Annotated in this window: 16 protein-coding genes; 12 read left to right on the top strand and 4 right to left on the bottom strand. The window is 30.6% G+C overall.

Annotated features, from left to right (window positions below; genetic code table 11):
• Positions 1–94: 94 nt before the first annotated feature.
• The 3 genes from ACW5YJ_RS01295 (at position 95) to ACW5YJ_RS01285 (ending at position 3,327) form a co-directional block, all read left to right on the top strand.
• Entirely contained in the window at positions 95–1,120 is a 1,026-nt protein-coding gene (locus tag ACW5YJ_RS01295) for an NAD-dependent formate dehydrogenase (RefSeq protein WP_017723657.1), read from the top strand.
• A 16-nt stretch (positions 1,121–1,136) separates the two neighbouring features.
• Positions 1,137–2,006, top strand: coding sequence for an SDR family oxidoreductase (locus tag ACW5YJ_RS01290; RefSeq protein ID WP_457338355.1), 870 nt, complete (start codon positions 1,137–1,139; stop codon positions 2,004–2,006).
• Positions 2,007–2,565: 559 nt separating this feature from the next.
• Entirely contained in the window at positions 2,566–3,327 is a 762-nt protein-coding gene (locus ACW5YJ_RS01285; RefSeq protein WP_457338354.1) for a MerR family transcriptional regulator, read from the top strand.
• 81 nt (positions 3,328–3,408) lie between these two features.
• Here ACW5YJ_RS01285 and ACW5YJ_RS01280 read toward each other — a convergent pair whose 3' ends face one another.
• From ACW5YJ_RS01280 to ACW5YJ_RS01270, 3 genes are read right to left on the bottom strand one after another with little or no spacing between them, the layout of a single operon-like run.
• A complete protein-coding gene (locus ACW5YJ_RS01280; RefSeq protein WP_107552197.1) occupies positions 3,409–3,558 on the bottom strand; it encodes a FeoB-associated Cys-rich membrane protein in 150 nt (49 codons plus the stop codon).
• Positions 3,559–3,570: 12 nt separating this feature from the next.
• Complete coding sequence (feoB, locus tag ACW5YJ_RS01275; protein ID WP_135092513.1) at positions 3,571–5,565, bottom strand: ferrous iron transport protein B; 1,995 nt, start codon at positions 5,563–5,565, stop codon at positions 3,571–3,573.
• Positions 5,558–5,794 (bottom strand): FeoA family protein, encoded by a 237-nt coding sequence (locus tag ACW5YJ_RS01270; RefSeq protein ID WP_017723653.1) that lies wholly within the window; start codon positions 5,792–5,794, stop codon positions 5,558–5,560. The genes feoB and ACW5YJ_RS01270 overlap by 8 nt, the downstream gene beginning before the upstream one ends.
• Positions 5,795–6,197: 403 nt before the next feature.
• Here ACW5YJ_RS01270 and ACW5YJ_RS01265 point away from each other — a divergent pair, with 403 nt between their 5' ends.
• A complete protein-coding gene (locus ACW5YJ_RS01265) occupies positions 6,198–6,494 on the top strand; it encodes a hypothetical protein (protein ID WP_017723652.1) in 297 nt (98 codons plus the stop codon).
• A gap of 254 nt (positions 6,495–6,748) precedes the next feature.
• Entirely contained in the window at positions 6,749–7,648 is a 900-nt protein-coding gene (locus ACW5YJ_RS01260; RefSeq protein WP_017723651.1) for an ABC transporter substrate-binding protein, read from the top strand.
• A gap of 67 nt (positions 7,649–7,715) precedes the next feature.
• On the opposite strand, the gene ACW5YJ_RS01255 is transcribed toward ACW5YJ_RS01260, so the two are convergent.
• Complete coding sequence (locus ACW5YJ_RS01255) at positions 7,716–8,549, bottom strand: aldo/keto reductase (RefSeq protein ID WP_017723650.1); 834 nt, start codon at positions 8,547–8,549, stop codon at positions 7,716–7,718.
• 217 nt (positions 8,550–8,766) lie between these two features.
• On the opposite strand from ACW5YJ_RS01255, the gene ACW5YJ_RS01250 reads away from it, so the two are divergent.
• The 7 genes from ACW5YJ_RS01250 (at position 8,767) to ACW5YJ_RS01220 (ending at position 21,606) form a co-directional block, all read left to right on the top strand.
• Positions 8,767–10,188 carry an APC family permease gene (locus ACW5YJ_RS01250; RefSeq protein WP_017723649.1) on the top strand — a complete coding sequence of 474 codons (1,422 nt, stop codon included), beginning with the start codon at positions 8,767–8,769 and terminating at the stop codon, positions 10,186–10,188.
• Between the two features lie 394 nt (positions 10,189–10,582).
• Complete coding sequence (locus ACW5YJ_RS01245) at positions 10,583–11,329, top strand: SDR family NAD(P)-dependent oxidoreductase (RefSeq protein WP_153671875.1); 747 nt, start codon at positions 10,583–10,585, stop codon at positions 11,327–11,329.
• A 245-nt stretch (positions 11,330–11,574) separates the two neighbouring features.
• Positions 11,575–15,951 (top strand): amino acid adenylation domain-containing protein, encoded by a 4,377-nt coding sequence (locus ACW5YJ_RS01240; RefSeq protein WP_457338353.1) that lies wholly within the window; start codon positions 11,575–11,577, stop codon positions 15,949–15,951.
• A gap of 598 nt (positions 15,952–16,549) precedes the next feature.
• Entirely contained in the window at positions 16,550–18,469 is a 1,920-nt protein-coding gene (locus ACW5YJ_RS01235; RefSeq protein WP_422483407.1) for a hypothetical protein, read from the top strand.
• A 105-nt stretch (positions 18,470–18,574) separates the two neighbouring features.
• Positions 18,575–19,093 (top strand): magnesium transporter, encoded by a 519-nt coding sequence (locus ACW5YJ_RS01230; protein ID WP_017723645.1) that lies wholly within the window; start codon positions 18,575–18,577, stop codon positions 19,091–19,093.
• Between the two features lie 775 nt (positions 19,094–19,868).
• Positions 19,869–20,585, top strand: coding sequence for a D-ribitol-5-phosphate cytidylyltransferase (locus tag ACW5YJ_RS01225; RefSeq protein WP_119603768.1), 717 nt, complete (start codon positions 19,869–19,871; stop codon positions 20,583–20,585).
• The gene (locus ACW5YJ_RS01220; protein ID WP_107551445.1) at positions 20,578–21,606 is read left to right on the top strand and encodes an alcohol dehydrogenase catalytic domain-containing protein; all 1,029 of its coding nucleotides are present in this window, start codon (positions 20,578–20,580) and stop codon (positions 21,604–21,606) included. The genes ACW5YJ_RS01225 and ACW5YJ_RS01220 overlap by 8 nt, the downstream gene beginning before the upstream one ends.
• The last annotated feature ends 18 nt before the right edge of the window (positions 21,607–21,624 follow it).

Raw genomic sequence — 21,624 nt, 5'->3', positions numbered from 1 at the left:
GTTCTTAAACTATGTGAATATATTAAAAATAGTTTGAGTAGGCCAATTGGGACATTTCCATGATACAAAGACAAATAAAAAGAGGTAGATAGTTATGAAAATAGTTGGTTTATTCCCTTCAGACCCTAATGCGGAAAGTGAGAATCAACTTTTAAATGATAAATATGCATTGGGTATTAAATCATTTTTAGATAATAAAAAACACGAATTTGTAGTTGTTAATAGTGATGAAGAAATAGAAGAGCATATTGAAGATATGGACGTTGTTATTAGTTCTCCATTTTTACCGGCATATATAAATAAAGAAAGAATTAATAAGGCTGAAAATCTCAAATTAGCTATAACTGCTGGCGTAGGTTCAGATCACGTTGATTTAGAAGCGGCAAGTGAAAATGAATTAACAGTAATAGAAGTGACTGGCTGTAATACTGTAAGTGTCGCTGAACATACGGTAATGGACCTTTTAATATTGATGCGTAATTTTATGGAGGGACATCGTCAATCTTATGATGGAGAATGGCATTTATCAAAAGTGGGAGAACACGCGCACGATATTCAACATAAGAAAATAGGCATTTTTGGTTACGGACAAATTGGAGAATTAGTTGCTCAACGGTTACAACCTTTTGACGTACAAGTGCAGCATTTTAGACGTTCTAGTCAAGAAGATACAGCATATTCGAAGTATGTGAACTTTGACGAATTAGTATCTACAAGTGATGCTTTAGTAATTTTATCTCCATTAACTAAAGAAACCGATGATTTATTTAATTATGATGTATTGAGTAGAATGAAACAAGGTAGTTATTTAGTTAATACTGCGCGAGGTAAGATTGTCAATAAAGAAGATTTAGTTGAATTGGTTAACGCTAAACATATCCAAGGTTATGCGGGAGATGTTTGGTATCCACAGCCTGCGCCTCAAGATCATCCTTGGAGAACTATGCCACGTAATGCTATGACAATCCACTATTCTGGTATGACATTAGAAGCACAAAAACGTATTGAAAATGGTGTGAAAAACATCTTAACTAACTTTTTTAATGATAAAGATTTTGACGAAAAGGATGTTATTGTTTCAGGTGGTGACATTAAAAATAGTAGTTATAAGTCAAAATAAACTGGAGGTTTCTGGAATGAATTTAACTGAATTTCATAATCAGATTAGAGGTTATACACAAGATAGACAACCAGGCATTGAGAGCCAAATGGACCCTAGACCTATTAGCGAATTTGAAGAATATAAGGCTGGTGGTAAATTGGAAGGGAAAGTGGCACTTATCACTGGAGGCGATTCAGGCATAGGACGTTCTGTCGCCATTTTATTTGCTAGAGAAGGAGCTAATATAGCAATTGGTTATTATGATGAAGAAAAAGACGCTGAAGAAGTTATAGGAATAATAAGATCATTAGGAAGATCTGTTAAAGCTTATAGCCATGACTTAAAAAACGTTGAGGATTCAAAAAAGTTAGTTGAAGATGTTGTTAATGATTTTGATGGCTTAAATATTTTAGTGAATAATGGTGGAATACAATATCCAAAAGATGAATTTCAAGATATAACCCCCGAGCAAGTAAAGGAAACATTTGAAACTAATATCTTCGGTATGATATTTCTTTCTCAAGCAGCACTACCACATTTAACTTCAGGAGATACAATCATTAATACAACAAGCGTAACAGCATATAATGGATCAGCTGAATTAATAGATTATTCCGCAACGAAGGGTGCAATTGTTGCTTTTACACGTTCTTTAGCTACAACTTTAATTGAGAAAGGTATTCGTGTTAATGCTGTTGCACCTGGACCAATTTATACGCCATTAATACCTGCTTCTTTCAGTAAAAGCAAAGTAGAAACTCATGGTGGTAATACACCTATGGGTAGACGTGGACAGCCTGCTGAATTAGCACCTGCTTATGTATTCTTAGCTAGCTTAACAGATAGTTCTTATGTAACTGGCCAAGCCATCCATGTGAATGGCGGTGGGTATATGACTTCATAATTAAAAATATAAAGAGAGAAGAAAACCAAGATCTTGGTTTTCTTCTCTCTTTATTAATGTATAAAATGATTAATCTAAATGCACTCTATTATGATCTTCCATTGTATTAATGTAAGAAAAGTATTTTTTACATACAATAAAACTAGTTGTTGATAATATAATAAAACTAATAAAGATTAATAATTTTTTCATTTTATCTCAACCCTTTTTGTGTTTGTCTTTATTTAAAAATTCGGTAGTGCTAGCCTAGCGGTTCTGTGTTCACACACGACATTGAAAAGTGAAAGTAAGGGGGCTAAATGCGTCTCTTTTATTACTTTTCCCAAACATCCAAATGTTAATCAAATTTCGAAAGTTAATGTTTTTATCAGTAACTTATAGTAATATTTAGTGAATTATTTTCTAGGAAATAATCAGCTATGTAAGTTTTTGTAAATATATTAGAAACAGGCTAAAGTTGAATCAATTTTATGAATAATAGTAAGTATATAAAAATAAATTTCTCCTTGAGGTTTACGTTACGTAAGGGTGTAAAGTGGAATTCGAAAGGAGGCAGATGATGACATATACAGTAAGTCAATTAGCTGAACTATCAGGCGTAAGTAATAGAACTTTACGTTATTATGATCAAATAGGTTTACTTAAGCCAGCTAGAATTAATGAATCTGGATATCGTATATATGAACAAGAAGAAGTCGATACACTGCAACAAATCGTATTTTACCGTGAGTTAGAGATCAGTTTAGACGAAATTAAAGAGATTATTCAACAACCAACATTTAATAGAATGAAAGCTTTAGAAAACCATTATTATAACTTAAAACAACAACGTGAACGCCTTGATAAAATCATTCAAACAGTTAAAAAAACTATTGCTAATAATAAAGGGGAAATTATCATGCAAGATAGAGAAAAATTTGAAGGATTCAAAGAAAAAGCTATTAAAGAAAATGAAACGAAATATGGAAGAGAAATCAGAATGCAGTATGGAGATGATCTTATAGATCAAAGTAATAAAAAATTTAAAGATATGACACAAGCAGATTACGATGCTTGGAAAGCTTTAGAAAAAGAAATTATTGATTTGCTATCTGAAGCGTATCAAACAGGTAACCCAGCTTCTGAACTTGCCCAATTATTAGCGGCAAAACACAAAGACTGGCTCATGTACACATGGCCTGAATACTCTAAAGAAGCTCATGCTGGACTAGCAGAAATGTATGTTAATGATGCTACTTTTACTGACTACTATGATAAGCATGTTGAAGGCGGTACACAATTTCTTAAGGATGCTATTTTAGTATTTGTTGATGAAGTATAATCATATCAAGATGTTAATTAGGATAAAATATTAAAAGCCGAAGAGTCTAGGATTTACGTCCCAATCTCTTCGGCGTTTGTTTTAGTTTTTTCTACGTTCAGTTATACAGCCGTCTTTTGAACCACAAGAGTTACACTTTCCAGATTTGGATCTGTTAATAAATCTAGTGAGTGTATATACTGTATAGCTAAATATTGCGAAAAATACAATAATATTAATTAAAATAGTCATAAAATTACTCCCTCAAATAAATAGATGTCCAACTTGATAGAAAATGAACGATAATACATAGGCAGCAATTAGAGGATACGCAACTGCTAGTACAGTCCATTTAAGTGAATAAGTTTCTTTTCGAATAGTTGCTACGGTTGATAAACATGGTATATATAATAATATAAATATCATAAATGCATATGCAGATAATGGTGTGAATTGCTCTTGGATAATATTGACTAATCCTGACTCATCGGAAGCATAAATAATTGCCATTGAACTGACAATGACTTCTTTTGCAAGGAATCCAGGAATTAAAGTTGCACCAGCTTGCCACGTACCAAAGCCTAATGGTGCTATGAAAATGGCAAAGAAGCTACCAATTGCATGTAAAAAACTATCATTGACGTCTACATTAAACCCACTAGGTCCAGTGTAGTTTAATAACCAAATAACAACAGAACCCCCAAAAATAAATGTGCCTGCTTTTTTTACAAACCCTTTAGCTTTTTCCCATGTGCTTCGCCACAATGTCTTGATAGATGGCATGCGGTATGTTGGTAATTCTACTATGAACACAGAGTCATCATTTTTCAATAAAGTCTTAGTCAAGATTATACTCGTAGCCAATGCTACAACGATGCCAAGGATATAAAGACTTAATACAATCAAAGCCTGATGTTGTGCGAAGAATACACCAACAAATAAAGCATAAACCGGGAGACGTGCAGAACAGGACATAAAAGGTGCAATTAAAATTGTTGTAAGTCGTTCTTTTTCACTTTCGATACTACGTGTAGCCATGATACTAGGTACATTACAGCCAAACCCTATAATCATAGGAATAAATGATTTACCACTTAATCCAAAGGTTTCCATAATTCTATCCATGAGTACAGCGATACGTGCCATATATCCAGAGTCTTCTAGCAATGAAATAAAGAAGAAAAGTACCATGATTTGAGGTATAAATACTATGACTGCACCTACGCCGGCGATAACGCCATCCGTGATTAAATCCTGTAGAAATGGCACTAAACTAATGCTTTCCATTGCGGATTTAACAGTGTCGGTCAGTCTTCCCCCAATAAATTCATCAAGTTGATCTGATAGTGGTGTACCGACCCAAGTAAATGTGATTTGAAATATCAACCACATAATACCTAGGAATATAGGAATACCAAGAAATTTGTGCGTTAATAATTTATCTAAACGTGATGAAAAATATTGTCGTTCTTCATCAGGATATTCCACGACATCGTTTAACAAATTATCTATATAAGCGTTTCGTTTTTGCAGGATTACTGCTCGAATATCAATGGATTGAGAAGCGGCTAGCTTTTGGCGTAAAGGTTCAATTCGAGTAATTAAATTTTTATCAAGAAGTTCATAGATTTTTATGTTATCTAACAAAAATTGTATGGCGATAAAGCGTAATAAGTGTCTGTCGAAATTACTGTACCTCAAAAGCTGTTCTGATATGTTTTGAATTGTGTTTTCTATAGCTTCACCATAATTAATATGTAATGGGGAATTTCTAGATAGATGTGGATCGTTTAGTGCATTTAATAAATTTTTAGTACCTTTGCCATTTCTAGCGATAATAGGAAGTAAAGGTACTTTTAATTTTTTCATGAGTGTCTCTTGATTAATATGAATACCACGTTTCGCAGCAACATCAATCATATTTAGCCCTATAATTATTGGTGCACCAAGTTCCAGTAATTGAACGGTTAATTGTAAATTTCGTTGTAATTGGCTAGCATCAACTATATTAATCATGCCAGAAAATTCATTTTTTAATAAGTAGTCAGTAACTACCGTCTCATCTTTTGAAATAGGAGATAATTCATATATGCCTGGTAAATCAATGAGATTTCCAGCATTATCTTTAAGACGTCCTACCTTCTTCTCGACAGTGACTCCGCTCCAGTTACCTACATATTCGTATGTGCCAGTTAATGCGTTAAATAATGAGGTTTTCCCTACATTAGGGTTTCCTAAAATACAGAAACTATTAGCCATGGGCTTCCTCTAGTAAAATATGACATGCATCACAACCACGGATACTTAAATTTTGACCATTTATTTCTAGAATACAAGGGCCACTAAATAAGCATTTTTGTTTAATCTTTAATTTCGATCCAGGGGTTAAACCTAAAGCATTAAGACGTTGGGTCATGTGCTTGTTTTTAATTTCTATACCTTTGATTTTATAATTTTTGTCTAAAATACCAGTCTTTAAATTCAACATATTTATCACTCTTTCATAATAATAATCATTATCAATTATATAATTATATTTTAAGCAATAAAAGTCGTTGTAATATTGTATTTATGAAAACTTTGTTAAACATTTTTGAAAGAGACATACATTGTTTTAAGTAGTAAAAAAGAAATTATTTAGTAATCCGTAATTAATTATGGAAATGGGTATAGTATAGTGAGCAAAGAAGTTGTAATTACTAAGATGTAATAATACACTTTAGTAAATAATAATTTTAATAGCTAACTACTTGAGATTTGTGAAGATAATACGATACATAATGATTAAAGTCAGCTAGATTATTTGAAGTCAATCTAATTCTAGAAGCAATGTGATGTTTATATAAGCAGTAGTATACTTTAAAATACGCATTAAATTAGGAGGGATTCAAATGATTATTCGTGAAAATAAATGCATTAAAGTGAAAAGACTGAATGAAACACGTTCAAGTGGGATATCTGTCATGATCGAGGAAGGTGGCTTAGGCGCTGATCAATATTATCAAATAGAAAAGCAAAATGCTAAAACATCTGAAGAACACTTACATCAATTTGAACATGAGGTTAGCGAAAAAAGCGACATAGAACTTGTTGAACTATTAATCATTAATGCTCAAGAAAGTACAAATAGAGAATATAGCGAAGCATTAAAAGTGATTAAATTAGAAATATTAAAACGTATGGAATAAATTTAACGTGAGAGTGGTTGGGAGTTATCTCCCAGCCACTTATTTTGTTTCATGAGTTAATAAACTTACCTTATAACTTCAATATCATGTAAGTAAATTATTTAATAAATAAATCAACCCAAGACATAAAATAAAAGCTTAAATTACTTATATCTGTTGTTAATTTTAAAATTCAAATAAATATATTGATTATTATTAATACTGGGCATAGAATATAATTAATAGTGATAATCATTATCAATAGGAGGGTTCAAATGAAGCAATTAGTAAGTTTTATTATTTTAGCAGTACTGCTGCTCTCAGCGTGTAGTAACGAGTCAAAATCTAATGAGGAAGAAAGTACGAAAAGTTATACTTTAGGCAGTGGTAAGAAAGTTGATATCCCGAAACATCCAAAGCGTATTGCAGTTGTGGCTAATACATATGCAGGTGGCATAAAATATTTAGGCGGCAATATTATAGGTGTTACTAAAGATATAGAAAAGAGTAATGTTCTAAAAGATAAATTTAAAAATACTGCCAAGCTAAATGAAAACGATGTGGAAAAAGTTGCAAAACTTAAGCCAGATTTAATTATTGTTGATACTACTGATAAAAACATTAAAAAATATAAAAAAATTGCTGCAACATTACCAATCGAATATGGTAATAAGGATTATTTAGATACACAAATTGAATTAGGTAAGATACTTGGTAAGGAGAAAGAAGCTAAAGACTGGGTGGAAAAATGGAAAGCTCAAACTGCTAAAGATTCTAAAGAAATCAAAAGGCATATAGGAGAAAACGCAACAGTTTCAATTTTTGATGATTTTAGCAAAACTATCTATGCATTTGGCCCAGAGTGGGGGCGTGGTGGAGAAGTGTTATATCAAGCATTTGATTTAAATATGCCTACTCCCTTAGAAAAAGAAGTCAAAAAAGATGGTTGGAAAGAATTATCACAAGAACAACTACCGAAGTATGCTGGCGACTATATTATCACGATGAGTGAAGGTAAAGCTCAACCAGAATTTGAAAAAACAAATATGTGGCAACAAATTCCTGCTGTTAAAAATAATCATATTATTAAAGTAAAAGCCGAGACGTATTGGTACAATGATCCGTATTCATTAGCATTTCAAAGAAAAGAACTAAAAAATAATTTAATGAAATAATGGATAAAAAGAAGTGGAACAGTAATCATATATTATAAAATGATTGTTGTTCCACTCTATTAATTATTTATCCATTAAATTCTACAGGATTTGGACCAATTCTTTTATCTTGGTTTAAAGCATCAATACGATTAATTTGTGCTTCAGTTAATGAAAAGTCAAAAACATTTATATTTTCTTCAATTCTATGTGGCGTCACAGATTTAGGAATTGTAACAACACCATGCTCAATGTTCCATCTGATTACAATTTGTGCAGGAGATTTTCCAGTTTCGTCAGCTATAGCATTTATTGTCTCATCTGTAAGGATTTCAGCATTCATTAAAGGTGACCAAGATTCCATTTGAATAGATGCTGAAGCTAAATATTTTCTTAACGGTTCTTGAGTAAAGTATGGGTGAAATTCTACTTGGTTAATAACTGGTTTAATAGTCGTTTTCGCTTCTAGCAACTCTAATTGTTCAATTGTAAAGTTACTAACACCAATATTTTTAACTTTGCCCTCATCATATAGTGCTTCCATACCTTCCCAAGTTTCTAACATGAGTGATTCGTTTGTACCTGGCCAGTGAATAAGGTATAGGTCTAAGTAATCTAAGCCAAGATTATTTAATGACGTTTCATAGCCATCTTTCACGTTATCTTTACCATAGTGATTTAACCATAATTTAGATGTGATAAATAAATCTTCTCTATTAATACCTGCGGCTTCTATACCTTCTTGTATACCTTGTCCAACCATTTCTTCATTAGCATAAACTAACGCTGCATCAATACTACGATATCCGTTAATGATTGCATGCTTTACTGCATTTTTCGCTGTATCATCATTTTCTACTCTAAAGACGCCTAAGCCAAGTTGTGGCATTGTATTGCCATTATTAAAAGTTATATTTTGCATCGTTATACTCCTTTTTATTAAATAAATTTTAGTAAATTATTACCTATGAACGCCATTTTAAACCTCTTATTAGGGAAATGTAAGTACGCACTTTAAAGTAACCTAGGTAAAATTACTTAAAAATAATAATTCTTTTTTAAAATGGCATGTACAATAGTTTCAAAAATCATTATACTTAAAAACATGTTTGTTTTAAAAAAAGCTAGGAGATATAAAAATGAATCTGATACATAGAATACTACGTAAAGAAGATGTATCGCGCTATCAAAATAAAGATGCGCACTTAGAACGTACACTTCGCGTTAAGGACTTTTTAGCATTAGGTGTTGGGACAATAGTGTCAACTGCTATTTTTACATTGCCAGGGGTTGTGGCTGCGGATCATACGGGGCCTTCCGTCAGTCTATCCTTTTTAGTTGCAGCAATTGTAGCAGCTATGGTTGCATTTGTATATGCTGAAATGGCAACAGTAATGCCTTTTGCAGGCTCTGCATATACTTGGATTAGTATATTATTTGGAGAATTTTTTGGTTGGATTGTTGGTTGGGCATTAATCGCTGAATATTTAATTGCAGTTTCCTTTGTAGCCTCTGGTTTTTCGGCAAATTTAAGAGGGCTGTTAGACCCCTTCCATATTTCACTACCTAATTCACTTTCTAATTCATTAGGTACTGATGGTGGGGTAATAGACTTGATAGCAGCAATTGTGGTTGTTATTACTGCTTTATTATTGTCTAGAGGTACTTCAGAAACAGCACGAGTACAGAATATATTAGTCGTGTTAAAAGTGCTAGCAATTTTCCTATTTATAATAGTAGGTTTGTCTGTAATAGATATAGGACATTATGTACCATTTATTCCTGAATATAAAGAAACTGCAGCAGGTGCTTTCGGTGGTTGGCAGGGAATTTATGCAGGTAGTTCTGTTATATTTGTTGCTTACATTGGTTTTGATTCTATCGCTGCTAATTCTGGTGAAGCTATTAATCCTCAAAAAACGATGCCTAGAGGGATTTTAGGATCATTACTAATTGCCGTGACGTTATTTGTCATTGTAGCATTAGTGCTAGTTGGTATGTTTGATTATAGTGAATATAAAAACAATGCTGAACCAGTTGGATGGGCATTACGTACAAGCGGTCATGGTACGATTGCAATTATTGTACAAGCTATTTCTGTCATTGGTATGTTTACTGCATTAATTGGAATGATGTTAGCTGGTTCGCGCTTACTTTACTCATTTGGTAGAGATGGAATCCTTCCATCTTGGTTAGGTAAATTGAACAATAAAAACTTACCAAATCGCGCTTTAGTCGTATTATCTATCGTTGCAGTAATTGTTGGATCTGTATTCCCATTTGGGTTCTTGGCTCAATTAATTACAGCAGGAACGTTAGTAGCCTTTATGTTTGTAACAGTGGGTATTTTTGCTTTACGTAAACGAGAAGGTAAAGATTTGCCATTACCAGCATTTAAATTACCTTTGTATCCTGTTATGCCAATACTTATCTTTATTTGTGTATTTGCAGTATTTTGGGGTTTAAGTGGACAAGCTAAATTCTATACATTGATTTGGTTTGTCATCGGTATATTATACTACCTGTTCTATATTATTAAGACGAATGGACAGCAAAAATAGTCAGAAGTAAATGTTAAAATATAATACTAAAATATATGCTTCAAACTGCCTTCAAGTCATTGATTTGTATGGCAGTTTTTTTGTTGTATAAAATTATCTGTCTTTCTGAAGGAAAGAGATTAATATATAAATGAAACATTGGAATTATACTGTCAACTTTTTTTGATGAGTACAATAAATATGATTGTGAATTATTGAATTAATACGCAGAAAAATATTTGGTTTTATTTCACTTTGAATAGCCTCCTATTGTTTTTGATTGTTTTAATATTATATAAAGATGTATTTTATTGATTAGAGAATATATATAAAATGATTTATAATTGATTTTTATGTTATTATCATGAATGTTATTATGTTTTGATTTTAAATTATAATTAAAAGGAGTGTTAGCGTGGATAATAAGCATTATATTATTACTGGGGGAACAAGTGGTTTAGGTTACTCTATCGTAAAAACATTGCTTAACAAAGGATGTAAAGTTACTATTCTATCCCGAGATTTATATAAATTTAACCAAATTGAATTATTTAAAAATAACAAAAATGTTCAATCTTTAGAGTGTGATTTATTAAATGTTGAAGATTTAACATTATTAGAGGATAAATTAAGCCATGATATAGATGGTTTTATACATTGTGCAGGTTTGAGTTATATAGAAAATATGTCTTCAATCTCTATAGAGAAAATGAATGAAATTTATAAAATTAATATGATTAATTTTTCTATTTTATTGAATGTTTTACGAAAGTTTTTTGTTGAAGAACCAACAATTGTAGGGATTTCTAGCTTTGCTTCACTAATAACAGATAAAGGTACTGGTCATTACGGAGCTTCAAAAGCGGCATTTACTCAAATATTAAATACTTTGAGAATGGAAGAGCCTAATTACCATGTTCTTGTAGTAAATCCAGGACCAATAGACACTCCTTTTTTAAAGAAAGCTGATATACATGGACTATATAAAAACATGAATAAAACATTTATATTAAATTCTGACAAATTGGCAGAAACTATAGTAAAAGGTATTCAAAAGAAAAAAGAGGAAATAAACAAGCCCCGACTTGTTCATTATCTTTTAAAATTATATCAAGTATCACCATTATTTTTGAAGAAAAAATTACACAAATACTTAGCCTAAAAGAAAAAGTAAAACAGCCTGATGTATAATAAGACCAAGCTAAAATAAAACTTGCCATTTTTTGTTAATATAAAATATTTATTTTTTAGAATCTGCTAAAATAAATGCTTTTCTGTTCTATTTAACTACACTTATTTGAATATATGATTGTAGTAAAAAACTATAAAGAATATCATCATAAAATAACGTGCATATGTATGTAATTGCATGTTATATACTTCGATTAAAATTATGGAGGTAATTTAGTGAGAGAGTATATATTATCTGAAGCGCAAAGTGAAATTATCCAGTTAGAAGAATATTATGAAAATACTAGTATTAATAATATAGCAGCAATGGTTACTATTAAAGATAATGTTAAAATACAAGAGATTAATGAAGCATTAAACAATTTAATAAAAAGACATGAGAGTTATCGAATTAAAGTCAAAAAACAAAACACAGAGTATAAGCAATATATAGATGAATATAAAAGAAAACAATTTAATTACATTGATTTTTATAATAATAAAAAGGATTATGATGAATGGATTACTACACAGATAGAAACAAATATATTTGCCCTTAATAGCGAATTATTTAAATTTGTAATTTTAACACAGCCTAGTGGAGATATTGGAATATTACTATTGCAACATCATATTATTTCAGATGGCTGGAGTATGACTATAGCGGGGAATACATTATGTGAATCATTAATTTACGGAAAAAAGGAAGAGGATTTTGAATATACGTATTTAGATCACGTGGAAGAAGAAATAAATTATAAAAATTCATCTAGATTCGAAAAAGATAAACAATTTTGGATTAAAAAAGTAGAAAATTTAGAAAATAACGAGTTGTTTGAAAATAAAAGGAATAACAGTGGCCAGGGGAATAGGCTGAATTATAAACTTCCAAACATATACACACAGAAAATTATGGAATTTTGTAAAAGTAACCAATTAAGTATTAGTAATTTGTTTTCTGCAGCTATGTTGATTTTAAAGTATAAAAAAAATTCAATAAATAAGAATTCGATTGGATTGATATTACACAATAGAAATACGCAATTTGAAAAGCAAGTGACAGGAGTCTATTCAAGAGTGTTGCCTATAATAGTGGAAATGGATAAAAAATTATCTATTAATGAATTTTTAAAGTTAATGAAAAAAGAAACATTCAAGTTGTTGAAACATAGAAAATATCCAAACAGTTATATAGTGGAACATAGCAAAAATGCAAAAGGTTTACTAGACTTTGTAGTATCATTTCAAAATACTCAGCATAATCCAGATTTTATAAAAAAAGGATACTCAGAAGAATGGTTAGACCCTGGTACAACAAATGTACCGTTAGGTTTAAATATAAGCAATAGAGATGGAGAAGAGAGTCTAGAAATAGATTATGATTACCAGTTAGATGTCGTAAGTGAAAAAGAAGTTGCAAATTTACATTCAAATATTATGAAAATTTTAAACATAATATTAGAGAATCCGCAACGAAAAATTAGTGAAATTGAGACTATTACTGAAGAAGAAAAGACGCTTATTTTACATGACTTTAATAATACACAAGTAAGTATGGGTAACACGAAAACCTTTGTAGAGATTTTTGAAAGCCAAGTGAAAAAAACGCCAAATAATAAGGCAGTTACTTACGAAGGTGAAAGTCTTACTTACCAAACATTGAACGCTAAAGCAAATCAAGTCGCGCATCAATTACGACGCAATGGCGTCAAACCGAATAGCTTAGTAGGTGTAATGACAAACCGTAATTTGGAAATGATAGTTGGGATATATGGTGTTTTAAAAGCGGGTGGCGCCTATGTTCCAATTGATCCAGAATATCCGAGCGAGCGCATCAATTATATTTTAAGAGACAGTAAACCCAATACACTATTAACAGATAGAGCTTTAGGCACTTCTATTGAATTTAATCAATCGGTTATAAATTTAATGGAGAATAAAAGTATATCAATACAACCCACAAAGAATTTATCGCATGTTACAAGTATATCTGACTTGATGTGTATTATTTATACTTCTGGCACTACAGGTAAACCTAAGGGTGTTAAGATAACTTCTAAAGGTGTTATGAATAATCTTAATAGAAGAATTAAGAGATTTGGTATTAGTAGTAAAGATAATATATTATTTAAAATGCCATTTACATTTGATCCGTCAATTTGGGAATTATTTGGATGGGCTATGGTTGGTGCACAAGCCACATTGTTACCTTCGGGTAAAGAAGGTAACTCAGAAGTAATCACATCATTAATTCACACATCTAAAGTGTCGATAGCTGTCTTTGTACCTTCTATGTTTAACCCATTTATTCATTATATTCAGTTAACTAAACAATCGAACTTACTTGCTAGCTTAAGGTATGTCTTAGTTGGAGGCGAAGCAGTGAAGCCAGAGTTAGTTAATCAATTTAGTAAATGGATTGGTAAGGTGAATAATACACAACTAATCAACGTTTATGGTCCCACTGAAACTACTATTGATGTGACGAACTTTAGTTTTGAAAATAATGTTACCTATGAAACTGTACCTATTGGTCAACCTATTGCGAATACACAAGCGTATATTATGGATGAAGACAATAACCTCATGGGTATTGGTACTCAAGGAGAACTTTGTATCGGGGGAGCAGGCGTAACTGATGGTTATTTAAATCGACCTCAATTGACAAAAGAAAAGTTTATTGATAATCCATTCGGTGAAGGAAAATTATATCGTACCGGTGATTTAGCAAAATGGCAGGAAGATGGTAATATTATATGTTTAGGGCGTATCGATGATCAAGTAAAAATACGTGGTTATCGCATTGAACTTGGTGAAATAGAAAGTACTTTACGTAAGAATGAAAAACTTACAGATGTTGCTGTTATTGCCAAATCAATGGGAGAGGGAGATATAGCGCTGTGTGCTTACCTAGTCTCAGATGAGCAACTAAACTGTGAAAATATCAGAAGAGATTTAAGCGAAAAATTACCAAGTTATATGCTTCCAACATATATAACTCAAATAGACAAAATACCAGTCACAGACAATGGTAAATTAAATAAAAGTCAACTGCCTGAAATTAAAGTTAAAAGCAAAGTATATGTTGCGCCTAAAGATGACACAGAAGTAATGATCACTCAAATATTTGAGAATATATTGAATATTGAAAGTGTTGGCACGAATGATAATTTCTTTGAAATTGGTGGCCACTCACTTAATGCTTTGGGAATTATAAATGAAATAGAACATAAAAGCGGTGTCCGTATACCAGTTACTGATATTTTTGAAAAACCAACAGTTATACAATTGGCTAAAATTATAAAGGAAAGTAATAAATACAAAAATTTACGAAAAATACCAAAAGCTGACGATAAATCATTTTATTCTATATCTCCGATGCAACAGAATATATATACATTGAATAAAATTGCTGGTAAACAAACAACATCATATAACATGCCTGGAGCTTTTGAAATAAAAGGTGATATAGATATAAAAAGTATACAGAATGCTTTTCAAACTTTAGTTAATCGACATGAGGTATTAAGAACGCGTTTTGAAACAATTGATGGAGAAACTGTTCAGATAATTGAAGATGACATACAAATTAGCGTAGACTATGAAGAAAAATCAAATATTGATTATGATATACTTTTACAAGATTTTGTAAAACCATTCAATTTAAAAATTGCACCGTTATTAAGAGTTAAAATAGTGAAATTTGATAAACAGCGTTATATATTATTATTCGATATTCATCATATCATTTCAGACGGTGCGTCCATTTATCATATTATTGGTGAATTTTCAAAATTATATCAAGGGCATACTTTAGGTGAGATGAAGTTACAGTATAAAGACTATAGTGAATGGATTAAAAATTATGATTTAAGCAAGCAACGTACATTTTGGTTGTCACAGTTTGAAGATAAACTTCCTATTTTAGATTTACCTTTAGACTATCCAAGACCTAAACAACAAACTTTTGAAGGTAAAACAATTACTGTGAACATGCCTAATGAAACTAAAAAAGCAATAGATAAACTTGCACAAGCGACTGGTAGCACTGATTATACAATCTTATTAACATCATTAATGATATTGATGAATAAGTATACTAATCAAGAAGATGTAGTAATCGGTAGCCCCGTTTCAGGACGTACACAAAAAGATACTGAAGAAGTTGTCGGTGCGTTTTTTAATAGACTTGCATTACGTGGTTTTCCAGAAGGTAATAAATCATTTAATCAATTATTAACAGAAATTACTGAGCTAACGTTGAAAGCTTTAGATAACCAAGATTATCCTATTGAATACTTGAAAGAAGAAATTGTAGAAAAATATAATTTAACTCGTAATACGTTGCATGATGTAACTTTTGCATTCCAAAATATTAATGATCAATTATTGAACGTAGATGGTTGGGAAATTGAACCTAAAGAAACTATCGATACAAATATAAAATTTGATTTACACATGATGATAGAAGGGGACGAAGTTTACAAAGTGTCTTTAAAATATGCGAGTGAATTATTTTCTTCATCAACAATTCAACGTATGTTGGATAGATTTATAAACATATTGGATAGTGTTACAAAATATCCAGAACAAAAAATAAGTGAAATAGAGTGAAAGATTAATTAAATAAAACTTATCAGAACTGTGTTTGATATCAATTCCTAATTAAGAAAAGTTGATGTAAAACGCTAAAAGTCCGGGACATAAAGTAATGTCTCGGACTTTCTATTTTTATGTTTTAGAATAAGGCTTCACTTATTGTTGTAAAATCAAACTAAAACATTAGCTAATATTTCCTGGAAAATGCTGCGTAACATAAATATTTCTATAATTAATGAAGTATTTGGATGGAGTTCATATAAAATTTTTATGCTGATAAATTTTTACACATCACTGTTAATATTTCATATCACAAAAAAATATTTATATTCCGTATATTGTATAAAAACAAATACAAAATACTCGAATTAATAATTAAAATACGTGTTTTTATTTAAAATATTAATATTACAACTTTAATTAATATGTTATCATCTAAATATGATAAGTAATAATAATTTACTGTGTAACATGTTAAAAAATAAATAAGTTTGTTTTTTGATATTATTTCATTGCGCAGGAAGAAATATTATTTTATGACTTCTTGACTATCGATTAAGCATAAAATGAAAATACTTTTTAAACAATAACTCGAATGGAAGGATGACATGTAATGAGCAATAACGTTTTAGATATTAGTTCTTTAGAAATAGACCATGTACTTGCAGGAGAAAGCGAAATATATATTGTTCCAATCGTTGCCCCAGTATTGAGAAAAGGAGATTCTAAGGGGAATGCTGTTGATTGTTTTAAACAAATCTTAGGTTCCTCTAAAATTGTGCAATCTTTTGATGTGACGATAGATCATAATGATGAAAATGAGCCATTCAAAATATTTGAAGATCGAGAATATTGTGTTACAGACTTAACTTCTTTACATAATATTAAAGAGGCTAAACGTCCTGACTGTAATTTTGGTTTAAGACTTTATATGCCTCAAAAAAATGAGTCCAAATTAAAAGTTATAAATAATGATATTTTAAAAGAAATTAATATTACTAGCTTTGATATTTCTGATTTAAGTAAAGGTTTAAAATTTGAAACATTACAACCATTAAAAGACGCAATTATAGAACAAATTCAAAATAAAAATGGAGCTAAGAAAAAATTGTTTAACGAAAATAAGAAAAAACAAGTTATATCTATTAATAAAAATGAAGAGTCTTCAGATATCCAATTTTTAAAAAGCAACCTATATAACACATTGGATTCACTTATAGATAAAGTATATTTAGATGATGAAAATTTAGAATTTAGAAGTATTGTCGATGATAAAGGTTATAATGAAGAAATATTACCTACTTACCGAAAGCTTGAACAATTAACTGAAGATGACTTTAACAAAGCAAAAAATGATAAATTAGCAGTTTTAGAAAAAAAGAGAGAAGATATTATAAACAGCATTTTTAATCAACTTGTTAATGATTTGTGGAGTAAAAGTATTGAAGCAGATAAAATGCGTAATTATAAATCAAATGATTCTCAATATCATAGAACATACACACAAATTGAAAGTAAATTACAAGAAGATTTAGGAGTTATTCCAAAGAAAGTTGAAGAACAAACTAAAAAATTAGAAAAAGATTTTGAAACAAGTAAAAATGAGCGTAGCGAAAAAGCACGTAGAGATATGGAAGAAAGAATAGAAAGAGAAGAAAGACCGATTTTAACAAATCGTATTCGTGAATATGAGAAGACATTATCAGATAAAGCCAAAAATGCTTATAATAACCAAATTAAAGTATTAGATGCCAATGTAAAAAATGACTATGATTTGCATATTACTAAAATTGTCGATGACATCGTTCAACATCATCAAGAGACTATAGCTACTAAAAAGTCGGAACTTCAAAATATTATGGAAAAAGATGTGGAAACATTAGTCCAAAAAAGAAGTGAAGACGTCGACAAACTTAGAGGAGAAATTAGTAAGTTAGAACAAGATTTAATTCATAATGAAGCAACATTTAATGAACGTTTAGATTTAGCAGTGAATCAAAAAGTAACTGATTATGAATTAAAAGACTCACAAATGACAGATGAAATTAATTGGTTAAGAGTAGAATTAGAAAAATCAAAAAGAGAAAGCGCAGATAAAGATGAATCGATCCGTTCTAAAGAAATGGAACTTCAAAATAATAGAAGTCATCTAGATCGATTAAATCAACAACTAGAACAAAGTAATCAAACAAGTTTAAGTATCTCGGCGCGTGCTATGGAAATTAAACAACAAGCTCTAAGTTTTTCAAATATTGAGTCAAATCAATCAAATTTCAGTAAGGTTGCTGGACCGCAGAACATCGATGTAGGTAATTTATTAGATGATGATGCTGAAAAAGCAAAACGCTATGAACGAAGAAAAAAACCAACATTCTTTACTTGGTTAGGTGGGCTCTTTTTATGTGCTGTGCTAGGTTCAGGTACTTTATTTGGCAGTCATGTAGCCAATAGCCAAGAAAAACAAGATAATAACACGGAGACGCAAACTCAAGTTCAAAACTCACAAAAAACAGAATTATCAAAAAATAAATGATGATGTATAGAAGCACCTATTGTTAACAAAATAGCAGACTCAATGGAAAAGTGAGAGTTGGCTTAATAACACAGATCAATACTAAACAATACGGGAGTGGACACAATGAACCAACAAAAATTAGAAGAATTGCACCGGCTGGCAAAGGGCACAGTAAAAGAGAAAAAAATTGCACTTACATTTGGTTACCAACCAATCATCGAAGCATTAAAAAAGGATGAAAATAAAGAAGTTTCAGATTTTGCGCAAACGATGGATGCAAACAGAGATTTGAAATTATACAAAAACAACCTTTACTATAGACGTTCCAAAGAACAATTTCAAAAAGATTTGAAACAAGCAACGCAATATATGTATGCTACATTAATATTAATAGGTATCGCTATAGTGTCTATACTTATAGCTGTGATTATCTTTTTTGTTAATCCAACTGCGAACGTGTCATTATTTATCACAATTACAGTGTTAGCGATATTAGGGTCGCTTGTTACAGTTTTACTTTCCAAGCGAATAGGAATTTCCTATAATAATAGTAAGCAATCATTGGCAAGGTCCAAATATTTACTCAATATTTCACAGTCTAATTCACAATCACTACAAGCACAAATCAATAATAATGAATAAGATCAATCTAAATTTAGAAAGATATATTTAGTTTGTTTTTAATTCTACACTTAGAATTACTCACGAGTACTATCTACAATGATTTGTCTAACTGTTTAAATTAATTTAATCAAATGTAATACTAAGACACTGAAATCACTCAAACTAATCATAACATTAATGGTCGAATTTATAGCTATGCTATGAATTCGGCCATTTTTTTATGTTTTCAATTTTCCTGTTTAGACAGTTCTATATTTGTATGTATTATTTTTAAAATCCACATTATTTCAATATATATTTGATTGTCGTCTTATTTTTGTTAGTTAACATATTTTCAATTTATTCAAATATAAAACAAACAACTAAAAAATAATATTAAATAATGTAAGGACGCACTATATTTATTATGCTTATTTTTGATATAATAAAATTGTTAATTGAATAACAGTTAAGTATTACTAAAATACTATTCTTTTAATAAGGGCATACTATTTATATAAAGGGATTATGTAAAATTAATTTATTTTATGAGGAGGATTAATAATATTTTGAAAAAATTACTATTGATATCATGCGTTGTTTTAGGGATTTTATATATAAGGAATAGAGATATAATTAATATGTATGAATATTATTCCGTAGATTCTGAATAGAATGTTTTGTAATTTGTTTTCATTAATTTAATAAAGAAAGAGTAATTTCTAATTTAGAAATTATTATATGTAGAAATATATTTTCAAAAATTATAGAACGTTTATTGAAGTGAATTTTTATATAGAAAGAAGATGAATACATGATATATGCTGGTATATTAGCGGGAGGCATCGGTTCTAGAATGGGAAACGTGCCACTGCCAAAACAATTTTTAGATTTAGATGGTAAACCTATATTAGTTCATACGGTTGAAAAGTTCTTGCTCACAAATGAATTTGACAAAATATTTATTGCGACACCACAAAAGTGGATTTCGCATACGAAGGATACGTTGCGTAAGCATCAAATTAATGACGATAGAATCGAAGTGGTACAAGGTGGTTCAGACCGTAATGAAACGATTATGAATATTATAAATGAAGCTGAAAAAGCACACTCTATAACTGATGAAGATGTAATCGTTACACATGATGCGGTTAGACCATTTTTAACGCACCGAATCATCAAAGAAAATATTGAAAGTGTATTAGCACATGGTGCAGTCGATACTGTAATACCTGCAACTGACACTATTATCACTTCAAGCGATGGAGAACAAATACAGTCTATCCCAGTCAGAAGTGAAATGTATCAAGGTCAAACACCACAATCATTTAATGTGAATTTATTGAGGAATAGCTATAATGCGTTATCTGTAGAAGAGAAAGAAATAATGACAGATGCCTGTAAAATTCTTGTAGTAGCTAATAAAAAAGTGAAATTAGTGATGGGAGAATTATATAATATTAAAATCACCACACCTTATGATCTTAAAGTAGCGAACTCTATCATCAAAGGTGGGATGTTGAGTGATTAATCAAGTTTATCAATTGGTTGCGCCAAGACAATTCGAAGTAACATATAATAATGAAAATATTAAAAGTGATAAAGTTGTTGTAAGACCATTATACTTATCAATTTGTGCGGCAGATCAAAGATATTATACTGGTAGCAGAAATGAACAAGTATTAAAGAAAAAATTACCGATGTCTCTAGTTCATGAAGGTGTTGGTGAAGTTGTTTATGATAACAAAGGCATATTTAAGACTGGTACAAGAGTTATTATGGTACCGAATACACCCGTAGAAACAGATGAAGTCATAGCAGAAAACTATTTACCTAGTAGTAAATTTAGATCTAGTGGTTATGATGGTTTTATGCAAGATTATGTTTTTATGGATCATGACCGTGTCGTAGAAATCGACGATAGTATCGAAGATTTAAGTACAATTGCATACTCTGAATTAGTAAGCGTGAGTTGGCATGCGATTCAAAGGTTTGAGCGTAAATCAAATGCAAATAAAAATAGTTTTGGTATTTGGGGCGATGGCAATTTAGGATATATTACTGCAATTTTATTAAATAAACTATACCCCAATGCAGCAATTTATATCTTTGGAAAAACAGATTATAAATTAAGTCATTTTTCTTTCGCAGATGAAATATACCATATACATGAAGTACCTGAAGGGGTTACTTTTGATCATGCATTTGAGTGTGTAGGCGGAAAAGGTAGCCAGTCTGCAGTAAACCAAATCATTGATTTGATTTCACCTGAAGGCACAGTTAGTTTGTTAGGTGTAAGCGAATATCCTGTTGAAGTTAACACAAGATTAGTGTTAGAGAAAGGTTTAACAATGTTTGGAAGCAGTAGAAGTGGTGCGCAAGACTTTAAAGATATTGCGAAATTCTATAAAGATCATCCAGATGTTGTGGAAAAATTAGCGCTACTCAAAGGTAACGAATTTGATGTTAAAACCATTAATGATGCAGTCAATGCATTTGAAACAGATTTATCCACTTCGTGGGGCAAGACTGTCATTAAATGGACGATGTAAAGGGTTAAAAAAGGAGTG

It is taken from the genome of Staphylococcus sp. mip270_02 (assembly GCF_054031535.1).
This window is presented reverse-complemented; position numbering and strand designations above follow the sequence as displayed.

Coding starts and splice junctions, on each gene's coding strand:
- ACW5YJ_RS01270 (WP_017723653.1), bottom strand. CDS start 5,794: ATGTTGAATTTAAAGACTGGTATTTTAGACAAAAATTATAAAATCAAA.
- ACW5YJ_RS01260 (WP_017723651.1), top strand. CDS start 6,749: ATGAAGCAATTAGTAAGTTTTATTATTTTAGCAGTACTGCTGCTCTCA.
- feoB (WP_135092513.1), bottom strand. CDS start 5,565: ATGGCTAATAGTTTCTGTATTTTAGGAAACCCTAATGTAGGGAAAACC.
- ACW5YJ_RS01290 (WP_457338355.1), top strand. CDS start 1,137: ATGAATTTAACTGAATTTCATAATCAGATTAGAGGTTATACACAAGAT.
- ACW5YJ_RS01265 (WP_017723652.1), top strand. CDS start 6,198: ATGATTATTCGTGAAAATAAATGCATTAAAGTGAAAAGACTGAATGAA.
- ACW5YJ_RS01285 (WP_457338354.1), top strand. CDS start 2,566: ATGACATATACAGTAAGTCAATTAGCTGAACTATCAGGCGTAAGTAAT.
- ACW5YJ_RS01295 (WP_017723657.1), top strand. CDS start 95: ATGAAAATAGTTGGTTTATTCCCTTCAGACCCTAATGCGGAAAGTGAG.
- ACW5YJ_RS01255 (WP_017723650.1), bottom strand. CDS start 8,549: ATGCAAAATATAACTTTTAATAATGGCAATACAATGCCACAACTTGGC.
- ACW5YJ_RS01250 (WP_017723649.1), top strand. CDS start 8,767: ATGAATCTGATACATAGAATACTACGTAAAGAAGATGTATCGCGCTAT.
- ACW5YJ_RS01280 (WP_107552197.1), bottom strand. CDS start 3,558: ATGACTATTTTAATTAATATTATTGTATTTTTCGCAATATTTAGCTAT.
- ACW5YJ_RS01230 (WP_017723645.1), top strand. CDS start 18,575: ATGAACCAACAAAAATTAGAAGAATTGCACCGGCTGGCAAAGGGCACA.
- ACW5YJ_RS01225 (WP_119603768.1), top strand. CDS start 19,869: ATGATATATGCTGGTATATTAGCGGGAGGCATCGGTTCTAGAATGGGA.
- ACW5YJ_RS01235 (WP_422483407.1), top strand. CDS start 16,550: ATGAGCAATAACGTTTTAGATATTAGTTCTTTAGAAATAGACCATGTA.